The 16,185-nt window shown below is 69.1% G+C and carries 21 protein-coding genes and 1 tRNA gene; 9 read left to right on the top strand and 13 right to left on the bottom strand.

Going from position 1 to position 16,185, the window contains the following annotated elements:
- Position 1: 1 nt before the first annotated feature.
- Both IEY26_RS06855 and corA read left to right on the top strand, forming a co-directional pair.
- Positions 2-166 (top strand): hypothetical protein, encoded by a 165-nt coding sequence (locus IEY26_RS06855; protein ID WP_188977255.1) that lies wholly within the window; start codon positions 2-4, stop codon positions 164-166.
- Positions 163-1,131, top strand: coding sequence for a magnesium/cobalt transporter CorA (gene corA / locus IEY26_RS06850; protein ID WP_188977254.1), 969 nt, complete (start codon positions 163-165; stop codon positions 1,129-1,131). The genes IEY26_RS06855 and corA overlap by 4 nt, the downstream gene beginning before the upstream one ends.
- Before the next feature lie 425 nt (positions 1,132-1,556).
- Here corA and IEY26_RS06845 read toward each other — a convergent pair whose 3' ends face one another.
- The 4 genes from IEY26_RS06845 to IEY26_RS06830 all read right to left on the bottom strand — a co-directional run bounded on the left by IEY26_RS06845 (position 1,557) and on the right by IEY26_RS06830 (position 4,956).
- The gene (locus IEY26_RS06845; RefSeq protein ID WP_188977253.1) at positions 1,557-2,774 is read right to left on the bottom strand and encodes a tripartite tricarboxylate transporter permease; all 1,218 of its coding nucleotides are present in this window, start codon (positions 2,772-2,774) and stop codon (positions 1,557-1,559) included.
- A 145-nt stretch (positions 2,775-2,919) separates the two neighbouring features.
- Entirely contained in the window at positions 2,920-3,258 is a 339-nt protein-coding gene (gene rpl12p, locus IEY26_RS06840) for a 50S ribosomal protein P1 (RefSeq protein WP_188977252.1), read from the bottom strand.
- Between the two features lie 17 nt (positions 3,259-3,275).
- Positions 3,276-4,316 carry a 50S ribosomal protein L10 gene (locus IEY26_RS06835; protein ID WP_188977251.1) on the bottom strand — a complete coding sequence of 347 codons (1,041 nt, stop codon included), beginning with the start codon at positions 4,314-4,316 and terminating at the stop codon, positions 3,276-3,278.
- Between the two features lies 1 nt (position 4,317).
- A complete protein-coding gene (locus tag IEY26_RS06830) occupies positions 4,318-4,956 on the bottom strand; it encodes a 50S ribosomal protein L1 (protein WP_188977249.1) in 639 nt (212 codons plus the stop codon).
- A gap of 192 nt (positions 4,957-5,148) precedes the next feature.
- On the opposite strand from IEY26_RS06830, the gene IEY26_RS06825 reads away from it, so the two are divergent.
- Positions 5,149-5,982, top strand: a complete 834-nt coding sequence (locus IEY26_RS06825; RefSeq protein WP_188977248.1) for a fructosamine kinase family protein — start codon at positions 5,149-5,151, stop codon at positions 5,980-5,982.
- A 131-nt stretch (positions 5,983-6,113) separates the two neighbouring features.
- Here the strand turns inward: IEY26_RS06825 and IEY26_RS06820 are convergent, their stop codons facing one another.
- A complete protein-coding gene (locus IEY26_RS06820) occupies positions 6,114-6,593 on the bottom strand; it encodes a 50S ribosomal protein L11 (protein WP_188977247.1) in 480 nt (159 codons plus the stop codon).
- Positions 6,594-6,648: 55 nt separating this feature from the next.
- Entirely contained in the window at positions 6,649-6,849 is a 201-nt protein-coding gene (locus tag IEY26_RS06815) for a VNG_1110C family protein (RefSeq protein WP_188977246.1), read from the bottom strand.
- 141 nt (positions 6,850-6,990) lie between these two features.
- Between IEY26_RS06815 and IEY26_RS06810 the strand changes: the two genes are divergently transcribed.
- From IEY26_RS06810 to IEY26_RS06795, 4 genes are all read left to right on the top strand, one after another.
- Complete coding sequence (locus IEY26_RS06810; RefSeq protein WP_188977245.1) at positions 6,991-8,103, top strand: OBG GTPase family GTP-binding protein; 1,113 nt, start codon at positions 6,991-6,993, stop codon at positions 8,101-8,103.
- Positions 8,104-8,262: 159 nt separating this feature from the next.
- The gene (locus tag IEY26_RS06805; RefSeq protein WP_188977244.1) at positions 8,263-8,733 is read left to right on the top strand and encodes a hypothetical protein; all 471 of its coding nucleotides are present in this window, start codon (positions 8,263-8,265) and stop codon (positions 8,731-8,733) included.
- A 116-nt stretch (positions 8,734-8,849) separates the two neighbouring features.
- Positions 8,850-9,623 carry a VOC family protein gene (locus IEY26_RS06800; protein ID WP_188977243.1) on the top strand — a complete coding sequence of 258 codons (774 nt, stop codon included), beginning with the start codon at positions 8,850-8,852 and terminating at the stop codon, positions 9,621-9,623.
- A gap of 126 nt (positions 9,624-9,749) precedes the next feature.
- Positions 9,750-10,259 (top strand): hypothetical protein, encoded by a 510-nt coding sequence (locus IEY26_RS06795; RefSeq protein WP_188977242.1) that lies wholly within the window; start codon positions 9,750-9,752, stop codon positions 10,257-10,259.
- A gap of 42 nt (positions 10,260-10,301) precedes the next feature.
- On the opposite strand, the gene dph5 is transcribed toward IEY26_RS06795, so the two are convergent.
- Positions 10,302-11,102, bottom strand: a complete 801-nt coding sequence (dph5, locus tag IEY26_RS06790) for a diphthine synthase (protein WP_188977241.1) — start codon at positions 11,100-11,102, stop codon at positions 10,302-10,304.
- 96 nt (positions 11,103-11,198) lie between these two features.
- On the opposite strand from dph5, the gene IEY26_RS06785 reads away from it, so the two are divergent.
- Together IEY26_RS06785 and IEY26_RS06780 are read left to right on the top strand one after the other, a co-directional pair.
- Positions 11,199-12,221: a class I SAM-dependent methyltransferase gene (locus tag IEY26_RS06785; RefSeq protein WP_188977240.1), complete on the top strand. Its 1,023-nt coding sequence runs from the start codon at positions 11,199-11,201 to the stop codon at positions 12,219-12,221.
- A 55-nt stretch (positions 12,222-12,276) separates the two neighbouring features.
- Positions 12,277-12,350, top strand: a tRNA-Thr gene (locus IEY26_RS06780).
- A 129-nt stretch (positions 12,351-12,479) separates the two neighbouring features.
- Here IEY26_RS06780 and IEY26_RS06775 read toward each other — a convergent pair.
- From IEY26_RS06775 to IEY26_RS06750, 6 genes are all read right to left on the bottom strand, one after another.
- Positions 12,480-12,896, bottom strand: a complete 417-nt coding sequence (locus IEY26_RS06775) for a disulfide bond formation protein B (RefSeq protein WP_188977238.1) — start codon at positions 12,894-12,896, stop codon at positions 12,480-12,482.
- Positions 12,897-12,963: 67 nt separating this feature from the next.
- Positions 12,964-13,305 carry a monovalent cation/H(+) antiporter subunit G gene (gene mnhG / locus IEY26_RS06770; protein WP_188977235.1) on the bottom strand — a complete coding sequence of 114 codons (342 nt, stop codon included), beginning with the start codon at positions 13,303-13,305 and terminating at the stop codon, positions 12,964-12,966.
- Positions 13,302-13,598 carry a monovalent cation/H+ antiporter complex subunit F gene (locus tag IEY26_RS06765; RefSeq protein ID WP_188977233.1) on the bottom strand — a complete coding sequence of 99 codons (297 nt, stop codon included), beginning with the start codon at positions 13,596-13,598 and terminating at the stop codon, positions 13,302-13,304. The genes mnhG and IEY26_RS06765 overlap by 4 nt, the downstream gene beginning before the upstream one ends.
- Positions 13,591-14,247, bottom strand: coding sequence for a Na+/H+ antiporter subunit E (locus IEY26_RS06760; RefSeq protein WP_188977231.1), 657 nt, complete (start codon positions 14,245-14,247; stop codon positions 13,591-13,593). The genes IEY26_RS06765 and IEY26_RS06760 overlap by 8 nt, the downstream gene beginning before the upstream one ends.
- Complete coding sequence (locus tag IEY26_RS06755) at positions 14,244-15,815, bottom strand: complex I subunit 5 family protein (protein ID WP_188977229.1); 1,572 nt, start codon at positions 15,813-15,815, stop codon at positions 14,244-14,246. Before IEY26_RS06755 ends, IEY26_RS06760 begins: the two co-directional genes overlap by 4 nt.
- Complete coding sequence (locus IEY26_RS06750; RefSeq protein ID WP_188977227.1) at positions 15,812-16,159, bottom strand: sodium:proton antiporter; 348 nt, start codon at positions 16,157-16,159, stop codon at positions 15,812-15,814. The genes IEY26_RS06755 and IEY26_RS06750 overlap by 4 nt, the downstream gene beginning before the upstream one ends.
- Between the last annotated feature and the right edge of the window lie 26 nt (positions 16,160-16,185).

The following is a 16,185-nucleotide window of genomic DNA, read 5'->3' as shown; positions in this document are numbered from 1 at the left end:
TATGGATCGCTTTCTCGCCGCCGGCGTCATCCTCACGACGCTCGGTATCGGCGGCTACGCCGTCGGCGTCTTCTACCCGTACCCCGGCCGCGGATTCACCCTCACCGCGGTGATGGTCGGCATCACGCTGCTCGCCGTCGGCATCGACTGGGGTGAGGCGGCGTGACGCTCCGCGCGCTCGTCTACACCGACGAGGACGTCACCGAGTACGACGACCTCGCCGCCGCGAAACTCGCCAACGGCACCACGTGGGTGCGCGCCGACGACCCCGACGAAGCCACGCTCGAAACGCTCCATGAGGTCTTCGACATCCACCCGCTCGCCGTCGAGGACGTCGGCAACGACGTCCGCCCGAAAGTCGAGGAGTTCCCCGCGCACCTCTTCGTGCTCGCGAAAGCCGCGCGCCTCCGCCACGGTGACACCACGTTCGAGAAGGAGATCGACGACCGCCCCGTCGGCCTCTTCATCGGCACGGACTGGCTCGTCACTCTCACCTTCCACTCGCTCGACGTCCTCGACGCCGTCCAGGAGAGCGTCCTCCGCGAGGACCCGCGCGTCCTCGGCCGCGGCCCGGACTTCACCGCGTACCGCGTCCTCGACCGCATCGTCGACAACTACTTCCAGCAGCTCGACCAGATCGAAGACCGCCTGGAGTACGTCGAAGAAGAAGTCCTCGAGACGCCCGAGCGCGAAATCCTCGAAGAGATCAACGACGCGCGCCGCGAACTCCTCGCGATGCGGAAGCTCCTCTGGCCGACCCGCGACAGCATCAGCACGCTCGCGCGGGGCGACTCCCCCCAGATACAGGAGAGCACGGAGAAGTACTACCGCGACGTCTACGACCACCTCGTCCAGCAGGTCGACCTCGTCGAGACCTACCGCGAACTCGCCATCGGCGCGCGCGACATCTACATGAACTCCCTCTCGATGAGCACGAACGAGGTGATGAAACGCCTCACCATCGTCGCCACCATCGTCCTCCCGCTCACCCTCATCGTCGGCGTCTTCGGCATGAACTTCGAGACGATGCCCGAACTCACCTGGCCGACCGCCTACCCCGCCGCCCTCCTCGGGATGGCCGGTATCTCCGGCGTCCTCGTCTACTACTTCCGGAAAGTCGGGTGGCTGTGAACGCGGTTCGGAGAGAGGACGCGGTTCGGAACGAGCGCCGAAGGCGCGAGTGAGAACCGCGGGAGGACGAACGGGGAGCAGGCGGAACCTTCGGTTCCGCCGAGTGGACGAACGGCATCGCCGTGAGTCCAGCGACCCGTGAGTCCGCGCGGAGCGGCCGATCGAGCATGGTCGGAACAAGTTCCTCCCTGCTCGCGCCTGCGGCGCTCGCTCGTTCGGTCGCGTTCCGCGACGTGCTGCTCGCACTCGCTATCGCTCGCGCGAGAACCACGTTACGGCGAGCGGGAGCGACTGGTAGGGAGCGACACGCGAGGAACGCGGTTCGGAGCGAGCGAGAATCGCGAGCCAGCGCGACGTGCGGAGGCCGACGTCGGCGGCCGAACGTGACCCGCAAGCAGTGCGGTTCGGCGGGGTGTTTTCGCGGTTTAGAGCGCGAGTGGGATGAGGAGGACGCTCATGAGGTGGATGCGGCGCGCGCCGAGTCGTTGGGGGAGGAGGCCGACGAGGGTGGCGGCGGCGAGGACGAGGAGTCCGGCGGGGCCGCAGAGGGCGGCGGTGAGCGCGATAATTGCGGTGAGTGCGGTGGCGAGGAGGGTTCGGTGGTCGACGCGGGCGGCGGCGGTGAGTGCGCGGTCGCCGAGGGCGAGGAGGAGGGGGATGGCGGTGGCGGCGGCGAGGACGCAGGCGGTGAGGAGGACGGGGAGGTCGATGGGGACGCCGGCGTCGGTCATCGCGACGAGGACGCCGGTGTGGGCGTCGCCGGTGGCGGCGAGGGCGAAGAGTGCGAAGAGCGCGGTGGCGGTGTTGACGGCGGAGGTGGTGGCGACGTAGGCGCGGTCGTCCATGTCGGGGAGGGCGGACAGCGCGCCGACGGCGGCGACGCCGGTGGAGATGCCGGCGACGTAGCTGACGACGCCGCCGGCGAGGACGCCGACACCGGCAGAGACGCCGAGGCGGCGGGGGGCGGCGTCGATGCGGGCGTCGTCCTGTGGTGGTGGGCCGCCGCCGTGGCGCGCGGCGAGGAGGATGGGGACGCCGAAGAGGCCGGCGAAGACCGGGAGGAGGACGTTCGGCGTTGTGAGCGGGCCGTGGAGGGCGAGCACGCCGAGGCCACCGGCGAGGAGCGTCGAGGCGAGTCCGACGAGGCGGCGGGTGCGGGTCGGTTCGCCGGCGAGGAGGAGGCAGGTGACGGCGACGAGGAGGGCGGCGCGGTGGGCGGTGACCCACGGCCCGAGAGCGGTCATGACGCGCGTCATCGGCCACGCGAGGAGGAAGGCGAGCGGGACGGCGCTCGCGCTCCCGAGCGCGGACACGCGGATGGCTTCGCGGCCTCGCCCGCCGAGGACGAGGCGGTGGCCGGGGAGCGTCGACGCGGCCATCGCCGCGTCGGGGACGCCGACGGCGAGCGCGGGGACGACGTCGAGTATCGAATGCGTCGTCGCGGCGGCGAGGAGGACGACGCCGACGACGAGCCGCGAGAGCCCCATCTCGGGGAGCGTCGCGGCCGCCGCGACCGCGAGCGTGTTCACGTGGAGGCCGGGCGTCAATCCGGAGAGCGTGCCGAGGCTGACGCCCCCGGCGACCGCGACGAGCACCGTCGCTGTCAGCGCGTACTCGCTCGTGAACACGACGCCCGAGACCATACCACCCGCATCGCCGCGTCACCCTACTTCAACGCTCGGACGACACAGGCTCCGCTCGCGTGTCAGGCAGTGCGTCGAACGCGGCGGTCGCTGTGAGGCGTGGCGTCGAAAGAAAAACGCGTCGTCGGAAGTGAGCGCGTCGGGATTAGCCGAAGAGGTCGCCGAGACCTTCGCCGGAGGCTTCTTCGTCCTCGTCCTCCTCTTCCTCGGCTTCCGCTTCCGCTTCGTCCTCGGACTCCTCTTCTTCCTCGCCACCCTCGTCGGAGCCGCCCGCTGCGGCACCGCCGGACGCGCCGCCCGCGGGGACCGCGGCGGCCGTCTCGATGGCTTCCTCGATGTCGACGTCTTCGAGGGCCGCGACGAGCGCTTTGACGCGGGACTCCTCGACGTCCACACCGGCGGCCTCGAGGACCGCGGTGACGTTGTCTTCGTTGATCTCCTCGTCCGATTCGTTCAGGATGAGTGCTGCGTAAACGTATTCCATTGTCGTAGTGCTCCGTGTTATCCGAACATGTTACCGAGGCCTTCCGCGCCGGACTCCTCGTCGTCGTCGTCAGAGTCGTCCTCGTCGGCGGCTTCCTCGGTGGGTTCCTCGTCAGTCGATTCGTCTTCCTCGGTCTCGGTGGGCGCAGCCTGCGCTTCGACGCCGCGGAGCTCCTCGGGGAGCGCCTCGTCGTCGTCGATCTGCGCGGCGAGCGCGCGGACCTGGCCGTCGGCCTTGCGGACGAGGTCGTCCGCGAGGTCCGGGCTCTCGATAGCCGCGAACAGCCCGACGGATTTCGCGTCGCCCGCCGCCTTCGCGATGAGGGACGGCGCGGTCTGCGTCGTCGGGTACTCCGCGTTGATGGAGAGGTTCCGGGCGGCGGCCGCGGCGGACTGGATGTCCGCGCGGTACTCGTCTACGTCGATGGCGAGCTCTTCGGGTTCGAAGAGGACGCCGTCGGAGTAGACGGCCTTCAGGTCGAGTCCGACTTCCTTCGGCTCGATGCCGAGTTCGCCGAGGACGTTCGCGACGTCTTCGGAGACGACGCCGCCTTCCTCGACGACGACGCTGTCGGAGAGCACCTGAATGGAGCCTTCCTGGATGCGTGCGTCAGCACCGATCTGCTGGAGTTCGCCGACGAAGGGACCCGGGTCGACACCCGTGTCGCCTTCGGGGATGACGATGTCGTTCGGCGCGACTTCGCCAGCGCCGATGGGCGCGGGCGTCTTCGACTCTTCGAGCTGCTTGTAGAGCCCGAAGGGGTTGTCGTTCGTGCCGACGAGACCGACCTGGCCGGCGACGTAGGACTCGAGGTTCTCGAGGCCGTCGTCGACTTCGTCGAGCGCGCGCTCGAGGAGCGTGTTCCGGCTGACGCGGAGCTCCGCACTCCCGTGCAGCGCACGACGCATGTCCTGCAGCTGGCGGCTCGGAATCCCGGCGATCCCGACGACGCCGACGCTGTCGTAGGACTCGAGGAGGGACGAGATGGACTCGACTTCCTCCTTCTTCCACTCGGGAACGTGCTCCGTGTGCCGTTCGGATTCAGCTTCAGCGGACATCTCAGGCCACCTCCACGGCGGGCCCCATCGTCGTCTTCACGTAGACGGAGTCGATGTTGAGCGGGCCCTTCTCCAGGTCCGCGTGGAGCCGGCGGAGGATGACGTCGATGTTGTCACCGATGTCATCCGGGCTCATGTCCTCTGCGCCGACGCGCGTGTGGAACGTGCGGCGGTCGCGGGAGCGGAGCTGGACAGTGTTCTTCATACGATTCACCGTTTCGACGACGTCGTCGTCCGGCTGCAGCGGGGTCGGCATCTTACCGCGCGGACCGAGCACGGTACCGAGGTAGCGACCGATGTCCTGCATGAGGGACGCTTCGGCGATGAAGAAGTCGGTTTCATCGGCGAGGTCCTTCGCAGCATCGGTGTCGTCACCGAGATCTTCCAGATCGTCTCCGGAGAGAACTTGGTCGGCGACGTCCTCGGCGCGGACCGCGGTTTCGCCTTCGGCGAACACCACGATCTGCGTTTCCTGACCGGTACCCGCTGGCAGCACGACGCCCTCGTCGATACGGTTCGACGGGTCGTTGAGGTCGAGGTCGCGCAGATTGACGGCGAGGTCCACGGTCTCGCGGAAATTCCGCTCGGGCGCGGACTCGAGCGCCTCACTGACGGCCTCTACGATATCATTTTCTGCCATTTTTCACCTCCGTAGTACCGGACCCCCTTTCGGGGGATCTCCTACGGGTCAGTGAAACAGGCTACGCCTGTCTCACTTCGAGGAACGGTCATGCCGTCCTTAAACCCGTCGTTACGCCCGGGCGGGCGTGCCCGAGTCACACACCGCGAGCGCGCCGATGGACTTTTCCCGGTCGTCAGCCGAGCACTCGCCGTGACAGCCGTCGCCGACCGCGTCGCCGTCGAACTCGGAGTCCCGGTGACGAGCAGCCGCCGCCTCGACGGCGGCGAAATCGGAACGGTGACCGCGTGCGCGCTCGCGGACGGGCGGCGGGTGGTGGCGAAGACGGGCGCGACGCCGCTCGACGTAGAGGCGCGCGCGCTCCGCCGCCTCGCCGCCGCCGGCCTCCCGACGCCGGACGTCCTCGCGGTCGCACCCGACCTCCTCGTCCTCGAACACGTCCCGCACGGCGAGTGGACGCCGCGCGCCGCGGAAGCCCTCGGCGAGCGCGTCGCGCGTCTGCACGGGACGACACGCGACGCCTACGGCTACCCGGAGGCGACGTGGAAGGGCCGTCTCGAACTCCCGAACGACCCCTTCGAGTCGTGGCCGCGCTTCTTCGCCGCGAACCGCCTCCGGCCGACCGCGAGCGCCGCACGCGAAGCCGGCGGCATCACCGACGACTCCCTCGACCGCGTTCGCGCGCTCGCGGACGACCTCGACAAGTACCTCCCCGCGAATCCGCCCGCCGCCCTCCTCCACGGCGACCTCTGGCGGAACAACGTCGTTCCCGGCGACGGCGACGTCCGCGCCGTCCTCGACCCCGCGTCCTCCTACGGCGACCCCGCCGTCGACGTCACGTACGCCGACTGGTGCGGCCTCGACGACGCCTTCCGCCGCGGCTACGAATCCGTCCGACCACTCTCTGTCTCCGACGCGACGAGAACCGTCTACGAACTCTCCTTCGCCCTCGATCACGCCTTCCACTTCCCCGACGACGGCTACGACGCCGCCGTCGACGACGCGCTCTGCACGCTCGGCAGGTAACGCACGCGGCACGCGCTCGACAGCGAGACACCACAGCAGCGAGCGGCACCGCACCACCGAGAGTTGTCACTGCGCGCGTGAAAACCGCAGTAGAACGGTGAGAATCGGCCCGTCTGTTCCGCTAATCTCGCTTACGCCGAAGCGAGCACGTCGTCGAACTCGCCGGAGTCGGCGCGCTCTTTGAACGTGCGGGCGTCCTCGCCCTCGATGGTGACACCGAGGGAGACGCAGGTGCCGGCGACTTCCTTCGCGGCGTTCTTCGTGTCGTACGCGAGGAGGTCGGGCTTCTTCTGCTCGGCGACGGTCTTGAGCTGCTCGATGCTCATGTCGGCGACGAAGTTCTCCTGGGGTTCGCCGCTCCCGGTCTCGAAGCCGAGTTCGTCCTTGATGAGGGCGGCCGTCGGCGGGACGCCGACTTCGATGCTGTAGGAGCCGTCCTCCTCGTACGTGATGGTGACGGGGACTTCCGTGCCGTCGAAGGCGGCCGTCTGTTCGTTGATGTCGTCGACGACTGCCTGCACGTCGACGGGGGTCGGGCCGAGTTCGGGGCCGAGGGGCGGGCCGGGGTTGGCCTGTCCGCCCGGAACCAGGACTTCGATGGTATCAGCCATACTCGGAGGAAACGTCGCCGCGGGTTTAACGCTTACTTTTCGGTGGGGACGCCGGTCAGGGGAGTGAGACGCCGTGACGCGCGAGGAAGTCCCCGACGTCCTTGATGACGACGGGGCTGCCGATGATGCGCGCGATGCCGTCGTCTTCAGTGATTGTGACGGTGAACTCGGCTTCGAGGTCGGCGCGCACGTCGGCGAGCGCGGTCGCTGGGAGGACGATCTGCGTGGCGTCGCGGAAGCTGCCGGGGTCTCCCATGTCGTCGGGTATCTCGACAGCACGGGCTTTAACGTGTCGATAATCGTGAGGGATACGTCGGCGCGGCTCGCTGTGGGTCGCGTGTCGCGCGCGACGGGAAGAGGAAAGGGCTTTCCAGTGACGCCGCCCTACGGGAGTGCAATGGGACTTGAGGAGGACATCGAGGCACTCGAGGAGGAGATAGCGAGTACTCCGTACAACAAGTCCACGGAAGCGCACATCGGTCGGCTGAAGGCGAAGCTGGCGGAGAAGAAGGAGAAACTGGAGACCCAGCAGTCCGGCTCCGGCGGCCCCGGCGGGTACGCCGTCGAGCAGCACGGCGACGCCACCGTCGCGCTCGTCGGCTTCCCCTCCGTGGGGAAGTCGACGCTCGTGAACGCGCTCACGAACGCCGACAGCGAAGTCGGCTCCTACGAGTTCACGACGCTCGACGTCAACCCCGGGATGCTCAAGTACAAGGGCGCGAACATCCAGATTCTCGACGTCCCCGGGCTCATCGAGGGCGCGGCGGGCGGCGCGGGTGGCGGCCGCGAAGTCCTCTCCGTCGTCCGCTCCGCCGACCTCGTCGTCTTCGTGCTCTCCGCCTTCGAGATCCAGCAGTACGACCGGCTCGCCGAGGAGCTCTACAACAACAAGATCCGCCTCGACACCGAGCCGCCGAGCGTCCGCATAACTAGAAAAGGGATGGGCGGCATCGACGTGAACGCGCCGAAGAATTTCGGCCTCGACCACGACACCATCCGCGAAGTCCTCCGCGAGCGCGGGTTCGTGAACGCCGACGTCGCCATCCGCGGCGACCCCGACGTCGATGAAATCATCGACGGCGTAATGGACAACCGCGTCTACCTCCCGTCGATGGTCGTCGTGAACAAAGTCGACCTCGTCGACCCCTCCTACCTCGACACGATGGAGGAGAACCTCCGCGAGCGCGACGTCGACCCCGAGGAGGCCATCTACATCTCCGCGAAGGAGGAAAAAGGGCTCGACGGCCTGAAGGACACGCTCTTCGAGCGCCTCGACCTCATCCGCGTCTACATGGACAAACCCGGCCGCGGCGTCGACTACGAGGAGCCGCTCGTCATCAGGCGGGGCGCGACCGTCGACGACGCCCTCCACAAACTCGGCGGGAGCCTCGACGAGCGCTTCCGGTTCGCGCGCGTCACCGGGCCGTCCGCGAAACACGACGAACAACAGGTCGGCCGCGACCACGTCTTGGAGGACGAAGACATCCTCCGCGTCGTCGCGAGACGCTGACGGACGGCCTCCACACAGTCTCCGCGCGCCACGCGCGCCCCGCTTCATCGCGTCCTCCGAGCGTCCCTCTCTCCCTCCTCTTCTCGCGGTCGCTGACCATGTCGGTCGTGGCGTCGCCGCTTGTCGTGGTTTTTCGGTGGCGCAACACGGAGAGAGGGTATGCGAAGCGAGCACGGGATGGTGGCGCGGTGGCGGGCGCGGGTGGACGCGCGGCGCGTCCTTCTCGTTCTCCTCGCGGGCGCGTTGCCGTGGGCGGTGGTCGCGTGGGACACCGGCTGGTACCCCGTCTTCTCCGCCGGGTTCGCGTCGCTCGACCCGCTCCGGTTCACGCTCCTCTCAGTCTATTTCTCGCGCGCGGTGGTCTCGCCGGGGTTCGCGGCGCTCGGCACGGGCGCGTTTCTCTACCTTCTCTCGCTCGCGAGCGCGCTCGCGGGCGACCCCGACGAGCGCCTGACCGCGGGTCTCCTCGTCCTCGCGGGGCTCTGCGTCGCGTCGTTCGCGTGGCGCGTGTCCGGCCAGCGCGGCGTCGTCGTCGCGCCGCTCGGCACCCTCTGGCTGTGGGCGGCCGCGGCCGTCGGCTACCGCGACGTCGCCGCCCGCGCGAGCCACCTCTTCGGAACGGCTCGCTGAGAGAAGACGCTGCCGCCGTGTACCGGAACGCCGACCCCGCGGCCGTATAACGACTGGTCGCCGAGGGAGCCGCCGCGTCCGGTACGTTTTTCGACACGCCACTCCACGCCTCGACCATGACCGAGTTCGCACTCGACCACGTCATGATGCGCGTCGGCGACTTAGAGGAGTCCCTCGACTGGTACCAGACCCACCTCGACTACGAGGAGAAGGGCCGCTGGGAGGCCGACACCTTCACGAACGTCTACCTCGGTCCGGAAGACCAAGCCGACGACGCCGCCGTCCTCGAACTCACGTACAACCACGACACGAGCGAGTACGACTTCGGCGACGCCTGGGGGCACATCGCCGTGCGTGTCGAGGACGTCGAGGAGGCCTACGCGGAGCTCATGGACGAGGGCGTCGAGGACTACCGGCCGCCCGAGGAGAACCCCGGGTACGCCTTCGTGAAAGACCCCGACGGCCACGAGGTCGAGATCGTCGAGCGCGACCACGGCGCGCGCTGGAGCCTCGACCACACGATGATTCGCGTCGAGGACGCAGACGAAGCTCTCGGGTTCTGGACGCGGAAGTTCGGGTACGAACACACCGGCCGCTGGGAGGCCGACACGTTCGCGAACTACTTCATGAAGCCCGAAGGGAGTAGTGAAGAGGCGATGGCCATCGAGCTCACGTACAACTACGACGGCCGCGAGTACGACCTCGGCGACGCCTGGGGCCACGTCGCGGTGCGCGCCGACGACCTCGAAGCCGCCTGGGACGACCTCATGACCCGCGAGGCCGTCGACTACCGCGACCCCGAATCCTGCGACTACCAGTACGCCTTCACGCGAGACCAGGACGGCCACGAGATCGAGGTCGTCAACGTCGACGACACCGAGATGAGCTAACCGACACGACCGGCTCGACCACTCAACTACCGCCCGTCTCGGGTTTCCTCGGTTCGACCGTCCACCCCTGGCGGGCGCGGCCGGGTCGCCGCACGCTTTTTCCCGCGTCCCCTCGTCGCTCCGGCCGTGATAGATTCCCGGTCTCCGCTGCGCGTCGTCGCGCTCGCGTGGGCGACGGTGTGCGCGCTCGCCCTCCTCGGCTACGCGGCCCTGCAGCTCGACGGCGTGTGGACGCCGACGCTGGCGCTCGCGCTCGCCGCCGGACTGGCGCTCGCGGCCGTCGTCGGTGTCGTCGTCCCGATGGCGTGGCACTGCTTGAAGACCGGGCAGGACTGGGCGGTGCTCGCGGCGGCGGCGGCCGGCCTCCCAGTCGCGGTCGTCGCCGGCGAGTTCTTCTCGGTCGTCGTCGGCCCGGACGTCGTCGGCCAACTCCCGCTCCTCACGGTGTGGGCGGCGGGCTGGGCGTTCTGCATCGCGTCCGTCCCCGCGGTCTGGGCGGAGCGCTCCACGAAGCCCGGCGGGTGGAAGCCGAGCGCCCTCTACTACCTCGTCGCGCTCGGCGGCGTGGCGTTCTTCGGCCAGCTCGCCGCCGTCGTCTACTGCTACCAGCGACACCGCGCCGTCGGCGTCCCCTGAGTACGACTGCGGTCGGCGGTCTGACTCGGTTCGACAGACGGGTCAGTCGTCGACGTGTTCGTTGGGGAGGCCGGCGAGGCCGGTGAGGGCGTCCTGTTCGATGTGGTGGAGGTCGCCGGGGAGGATGAGCATGTGGAGGGGGTCGCCGAAGTCCCCGTCGGCGAGGGCGGCGAGGGTGTCGGCGCGGACGAGGGGGTCGGGGCTGCCGGCGCGCGCGACGACGACGCCGACGGCGTCGGGGTCGTAGTGCTCCGCGAGGAGGGCGGCGGCGTAGTCGGCCGTCATGTACTCCTCGAAGTCGGGGTCGGGACCGCGAGGCCCGCGGCCGACCTTGATGTCGAGGTAGCAGAGCGTGTGGAGGCCGCGCTCTTTGTTGTCCTCGATGGTCTCGACGACGCTGCCGGGGACGCCGTCCGCGCCGTGCGCCCACTCGAAGGGGAGCGTGGTGGCTTTCCCGAAGCGGTAGTTCTGGAGGCCGGTGAGCGAGGAGGCGGCGGATTCGGCGGTGGGAGCGTGAATCACGCGGGTGTCGATGCCGCGCTCGTGGGCGCGCAGGCGGAGGTCGACGTGCGTCGTCGAAATCATCGTGTCGCCGGCGGTGAGGAAGACGACTTCTCCAGACTCGGCGGCGTCGAGGACGGGTTCGGGTTCCTGTTCGACGCCGACGCGGTCGCGCACCTCGATTTCGGTGTCGTGGTAGGCTTCGAGGTCGTCGACGTCCGCGCCGACGAGGTGGCTGGTGTAGAACTCGGCGAACGCGCGGTCGGCGTTCCGGACGGCGTCTCGGCCCTCGACGGTGACGGAGTGCTCGTCGTAGAGGCCGAGGCCGACGAACGTGAGCATACCCGTGAGTCCGGGGCGGGAGAGGATAAGGCCCGCGAAGAACGCCAGCGTGCGGTCAAGCGAAGGCGGTAAGTCCGGGCGGCGGCGAGGGAAAGTATGGAAGCGCCCTGTGTCCGCGTTCGCCCGCAGTCGGGCGAAGAGACGCGCGAAGCGCTCGCCGACGCGGGCGTCCTCGACGCCGACCTCGACATCACGGTCGACGACGGCTGGCTCTACCTCCCCGTCGCCGACCCGGACGGCGTCCCGGAGCGGTTCGACGTCGTCACGCACGACGTGCCGGTGCGCGAGGGGCAGACGATGCCCGCCGACATCCTCGGGTTCGAGCCGTCCTACGAGCGCCTCGGCGACGTCGTCATCCTCCGCGAGGACGACCCGGAGCGCGCCCGGGAGATTGCGGACGCCATCGTGGCGTCGGACGTGAAGGCGCGGACGGTGGTGAACGAGGCGTCGAAGGTGAAGGGCGTCGAACGCACGCGCGACTGGGACGTCCTCGCCCGCGCGGACGACGCGGACGGCGACGAGGGCGACGCGGACCGGTCGTGTACGGAAACCGTTCACCGCGAGTACGGCTGTGCGTTCGAACTCGACGTCGCCGAGGTGTACTTCTCGCCGCGGCTCGCCACCGAACGCCACCGCGTCGTCGAGCAGGTCGAGGCGGGCGAACACGCCTTCGATATGTTCGCGGGCGTCGGCCCGTTCGCCATCCCGATGGCGAAACGCGACGCCGCCGTCGTCGCCACCGACATCAACCCGGACGCCGTCGGCTACCTGAAGCAGAACGCGCGACGGAACGGCGTCGCCGACCGCGTCACCGCGCTCTGTGGGGACGTGCGCGAGCTCGCCGACGACTACGAGGGCTGGGCCGACCGCGTGGTGATGAACCTCCCGAAGACCGCCAGCGACTTCCTCGACGTCGCAGTCGAACTCGCCGGCGACGAGTGCGTCCTCCACCTCTACGACATCCAGCACGAAGACGACCCCTTCGGCCCCGGCGAGACCGCGATTCGAGACGCCGCCGAACCCGCCTACGGCGTCGAAATCGAAACCGAGCACGTCGTTCGCTCCTACGCCCCCCACGAACTCAACGTCTGCATCGACGCCCGCCTCACCCGACTCTGATTCGACAGCCTTAACTCTCCAATCCGGTTACGGAGTAATGCAGGCAGGCGCGTCGGCCGGTGTAGCTCAGACTGGCAGAGCGATTCCTTCGTAAGGAATAGGCCGAGGGTTCAAATCCCTCCACCGGCTCTTCTTCCGATTCTACTCGCGTAGTGGTTTCTCTACCCGCTTCGACGCCGATACAGTTCCACAGCGGTGGCTGTTCGTGGGACGTGGTCGTCGACGGTGTCGAATCAGTGCGGAGGAGAGGCCGGGTCGTTATCGCTGTGAGAGGGCGAGCCAGCCCATGAGGGCGGTGATGGCGAGGAAGGCGAGGAGGCTCTGGTTGGGGATGGAGAGGCCGAGGGCGGGGAGGCGGTATTGGACGGCGGTGCAGCCGCCACCGCCGAAGCCGCAGGCCGTGCCCGTCAGCTGGAGCCAGGAGTGGTAGGCGGCGACGGCCGCGCCGAGGACGGAGAACGGGAGGACGAGCCGCCAGACGCCGGCGTCGCGGGTGAGGAAGGCGTAGGCGGCGATGGCGGTGAGCGGGTACATCAGGACGCGCTGGTACCAGCAGAGGTGGCAGGGGTGGAGCCCCATGACGAGGGAGTAGGAGAGGCTCCCGGCGGTCGCGACGACGGCGACGGCGAACGCCAGCGCAATCGTTCGGCGCGGCGTCGGGGCGGAATCAGCCATTCTCTGTCCGTTCGGACGCGCCGAGTAAAGAAATAGCGGTCAGAAAGGTCTCGACCGGTTGGGTGGGTCAGTCGTCGCCGGTTTCGGTGGCGTTCCCGTCCCCGTCGGCGCGGTAGAAGGGGACGTTGATGTGGGCGCTGGCGCGGCTGATGACGTGCGCGCCGGCGGGCGCGGTGAAGAAGAGGAAGGCGATGCCGAGGATGGCGGGGAGGCCGTCGCCGAGCGGGCCGAAGTAGACCCAGGCGGCGAGGAAGAGGGTGGCCGCGCCGAGCGTAGTCGCTTTCGTCGTGGCGTGCATGCGGTTGTAGACGTCGGGGAAGCGGAGGAGGCCGACGGTGCCGACGGTGAGGAAGAACGCGGCGACGAGCACGAGTCCCGTGGTGAGCACGAGACGGATCGTCTCGATCATTCGACGATCGCCCCCTCGCCGAGGAATTTCGCGACGACGACAGTGGTGATGAAGCCGACGGTCGCGAGGACGAGTGCGACGAGCACGAAGAACCCGCGGTCGGTGTTGAGCGAGTGCAGGAGGCCGATGGCGACCACGTTGGTGGCGACGGTGTCGAGCGCGACCGTGCGGTCGGGGACGGTCGGGCCGGCGAGGATGCGGTACGTGCAGAGGAGCGTGAGCGCGCTCGCCAGCACGGTGGTGCCGGCGACCGCGGTGTGGAAGACGGTCTGTAGGAGCGTGGTTTCACTCATCGGTGTCACCTCCGAGGGTGTCGGCGGGGTCGACGACGTAGTTCGGCGCGGCGTCGTCGGGCGATGCGTCCTCGTCGAACATTCGGAGGGCGTAATCCTCCCAGATTCGGATGGTCGTGACGATGCCGTCGGGGTCGGCGATGTCGACGGTGTGCACGCGGACGACGTTCGCGTCGTCGTCGTAGTCCATGGAGAGCGTGCCCGGGGTGAGCGTGATGCTGTTCGCGATGAGGGTGATCGCGCCCGGTGTTTCGACGCGCAGCGGGACGTCGACGACGCCCGGGTCGAGTTCGGCGCGTGGGTCGAGGACGAGGCGGGCGACCGTCACGTTCGCGACGAGGAGCTCTTTGACGAAGAACCCGAGGTATCTCGCGGCGAGCGGAATCGACCGAGCGACTCGGTCGACGTCGGTTCGTCCGGGGAAGAACGCGCGCCCGAAGTAGGCGACGGGGAGCGCGAAGACGACGCCGACGAGGATTTCGAGGGCGAGCGGGCCGGGTTCGGCGGGCGGCGCGGCGGCGAACACCCACGTGACGGTGAGCGCGACGACCGCGAGCTTCCAGCGCTGCGTCCCCGCCGGAGTACCAGCGTCAGCGTCGGCGTCGACGTTGGCGTCGGCGTCAGTGTCGGCATCGGCGTCGGCGCTCATGCGCTCTCACCTCCGAAGACGCCGGCGATGTAGGCGTCGCGGCCGGCGGGCGTCGCGGCGTTCGCGGCGTGCTGGGTGAATTGGAGCACGGGGTCGTAGCCGACGCCGGCGGCGACGACGACGAGCGCGAGGCCGAGACAGCACGCGAGCAGGTATCGGTCGACGTCGGCGTCGGCGACGGCCGGCGTTCGTGCGCCCCAGAAGACGCGGTTCCACGTGCGCGTGGCGTACGCGATGGTGAGGAGCGCGCCGACGATGACGACGGCGAGCGCCGCGAGAGAGGACGTCGCGGCGACGCGGAAGACGGCGAACTTCGCGAAGAACCCGACGAGCGGCGGGACGCCGACGAGCGAGAGCACGCCGACGAGGAAGGCCCCCGCGAGGAGCGGGGAGCGACCCGCGAGCCCGCCGATGTCGCTGAGGCGGGTCGTCCCGGTGGCGTCGGAAATCGTACCCGAGACGAGGAAGAGGAGGGCTTTCGCGAGGCCGTGGGCGAGCGCGTAGGCGAGCGCGGCGGTGAGCGCGAGCGTGCGGACGCTCGGTTCAATCGCCGCGATGCCGAGCGGGACGACGATGAAGCCGAGTTGGCCGATGCTGGAGTACGCGAACGTCCCGGCGAGCGACGGTCTGTCGACCGCGGTGAGCCCGCCGAGCAGGACGCTTCCCGCGGCCATGACGAGGAGGACGACGCCGACGACGTCGAGCGGCGTCGACAGCCCGAAGAGCCGAACGGGGACGGGAATCGCGCTGCCCTGGAGGACGGTAAAGGAGAGGCGGAGGATGGCGTAGACTCCGACCTTCTTCACGACGCCGGAGAGGAGCGCGGCGGCGGCGGGCGGCGCGGCGTCGTAGACGCTCGGCACCCACCAGTGGAGCGGGACGAGCCCGGCTTTCAGCGCGAACACGCTGATGAGGAGGAGCGCGAGGCCGAGCACGGGAACGGGGTCGACGTTGTACGCGGCGGGGTCGGCGACCCGGCGCGCCACGTCGGCGATGTTGAGCGTGCCGGTGACGCCGTAGAGTCCGCCGATGGAGACGAGCATGAGCGCGCTCCCGACGAGGTTCACGACGAGGTAGCGCGTCGCGGCGAGCGTCTCCTTCCCCGTGCTCCGGAACGCGACGAGCGCGTAGCTCGCGAGGAGCGTCACTTCGAACCAGACGAAGAGGTTGAAGAGGTCGCCGGTGAGGAATCCGCCGGTGACGCCGACGAGGAGGAAGGCGTAGAGCGGGTGGAAGAACTGGTCGCCGTAGCCGTCGAGGTCGCGGAGGGCGAAGAGCAGGCTCGGCACGGCGACGAGCGCGGTGAGCGTCAGGAAGAACGCGGAGAGCGGGTCGGCGACGAAGCTGATGCCGTACGGCGCGACCCAGCCGCCGACCTGGTAGGCGAGCACGCTCCCGTCGCCCGTGAGGACCGCGTAGTCGAGGTAGGCGACCGCGGCGGCGTACGCGAACACGCCGAGCGTGCTCGCGGTGCGGCGGACGGACGGCTGTGCGCGGCCGGCGAGCGTCGCCACCGCCGTGATGAACGCGACGGCGAGCGGCGCGACGACGGCGTGCGTCGTCGTCATCGCTCCACCCCCTGCAGGCGGTCTAAGTCGATGGTTCCGTGCTCCTCGTAGACGCGGTAGGCGAGGACGAGCGCGAACGCCGTCGTCGCCAGTCCGATGACGACCGCGGTCAGGACGAGCGCCTGCACGAGCGGGTCCGTCACCGCCGTCTCACCGTGACCGCCGTGGCCGCCGACGACCGGTGCGACGCCCTGAATGCCGCCCATCGTGATGAGGTAGACGTTCGTCGCCTGACTCAGCACGATGACGCCGAAGATGACGCGCACGAGGTCGCGGCGCAGCACGAGGAACGTCCCGATGGCGAACAGCATGCCGATACCCACGGAGAGGACGACTTCGGTCACGCGCACACACCCCCTGTGAACGCGAG

Origin of the sequence: Halocalculus aciditolerans, from assembly GCF_014647475.1 — an archaeon.
In the GTDB taxonomy this organism is placed as follows: domain Archaea; phylum Halobacteriota; class Halobacteria; order Halobacteriales; family Halobacteriaceae; genus Halocalculus; species Halocalculus aciditolerans.
Note: the sequence above shows the minus strand (reverse complement) of the source record. Positions and strands in the feature narration are given on the sequence as shown.

Bases quoted from the DNA above. Each gene is read 5' to 3' on its own strand.
- IEY26_RS06800 (WP_188977243.1), top strand. From the start codon at position 8,850: ATGACCGAGTTCGCACTCGACCACGTCATGATGCGCGTCGGCGACTTA.
- IEY26_RS06855 (WP_188977255.1), top strand. From the start codon at position 2: ATGGATCGCTTTCTCGCCGCCGGCGTCATCCTCACGACGCTCGGTATC.
- IEY26_RS06845 (WP_188977253.1), bottom strand. From the start codon at position 2,774: ATGGTCTCGGGCGTCGTGTTCACGAGCGAGTACGCGCTGACAGCGACG.
- IEY26_RS06785 (WP_188977240.1), top strand. From the start codon at position 11,199: ATGGAAGCGCCCTGTGTCCGCGTTCGCCCGCAGTCGGGCGAAGAGACG.
- mnhG (WP_188977235.1), bottom strand. From the start codon at position 13,305: ATGATCGAGACGATCCGTCTCGTGCTCACCACGGGACTCGTGCTCGTC.
- IEY26_RS06815 (WP_188977246.1), bottom strand. From the start codon at position 6,849: ATGGGAGACCCCGGCAGCTTCCGCGACGCCACGCAGATCGTCCTCCCA.
- IEY26_RS06830 (WP_188977249.1), bottom strand. From the start codon at position 4,956: ATGGCAGAAAATGATATCGTAGAGGCCGTCAGTGAGGCGCTCGAGTCC.
- IEY26_RS06810 (WP_188977245.1), top strand. From the start codon at position 6,991: ATGGGACTTGAGGAGGACATCGAGGCACTCGAGGAGGAGATAGCGAGT.
- IEY26_RS06775 (WP_188977238.1), bottom strand. From the start codon at position 12,896: ATGGCTGATTCCGCCCCGACGCCGCGCCGAACGATTGCGCTGGCGTTC.
- IEY26_RS06805 (WP_188977244.1), top strand. From the start codon at position 8,263: ATGCGAAGCGAGCACGGGATGGTGGCGCGGTGGCGGGCGCGGGTGGAC.
- dph5 (WP_188977241.1), bottom strand. From the start codon at position 11,102: ATGCTCACGTTCGTCGGCCTCGGCCTCTACGACGAGCACTCCGTCACC.
- rpl12p (WP_188977252.1), bottom strand. From the start codon at position 3,258: ATGGAATACGTTTACGCAGCACTCATCCTGAACGAATCGGACGAGGAG.
- IEY26_RS06755 (WP_188977229.1), bottom strand. From the start codon at position 15,815: ATGACGACGACGCACGCCGTCGTCGCGCCGCTCGCCGTCGCGTTCATC.
- IEY26_RS06820 (WP_188977247.1), bottom strand. From the start codon at position 6,593: ATGGCTGATACCATCGAAGTCCTGGTTCCGGGCGGACAGGCCAACCCC.
- IEY26_RS06760 (WP_188977231.1), bottom strand. From the start codon at position 14,247: ATGAGCGCCGACGCCGATGCCGACACTGACGCCGACGCCAACGTCGAC.
- IEY26_RS06835 (WP_188977251.1), bottom strand. From the start codon at position 4,316: ATGTCCGCTGAAGCTGAATCCGAACGGCACACGGAGCACGTTCCCGAG.
- IEY26_RS06765 (WP_188977233.1), bottom strand. From the start codon at position 13,598: ATGAGTGAAACCACGCTCCTACAGACCGTCTTCCACACCGCGGTCGCC.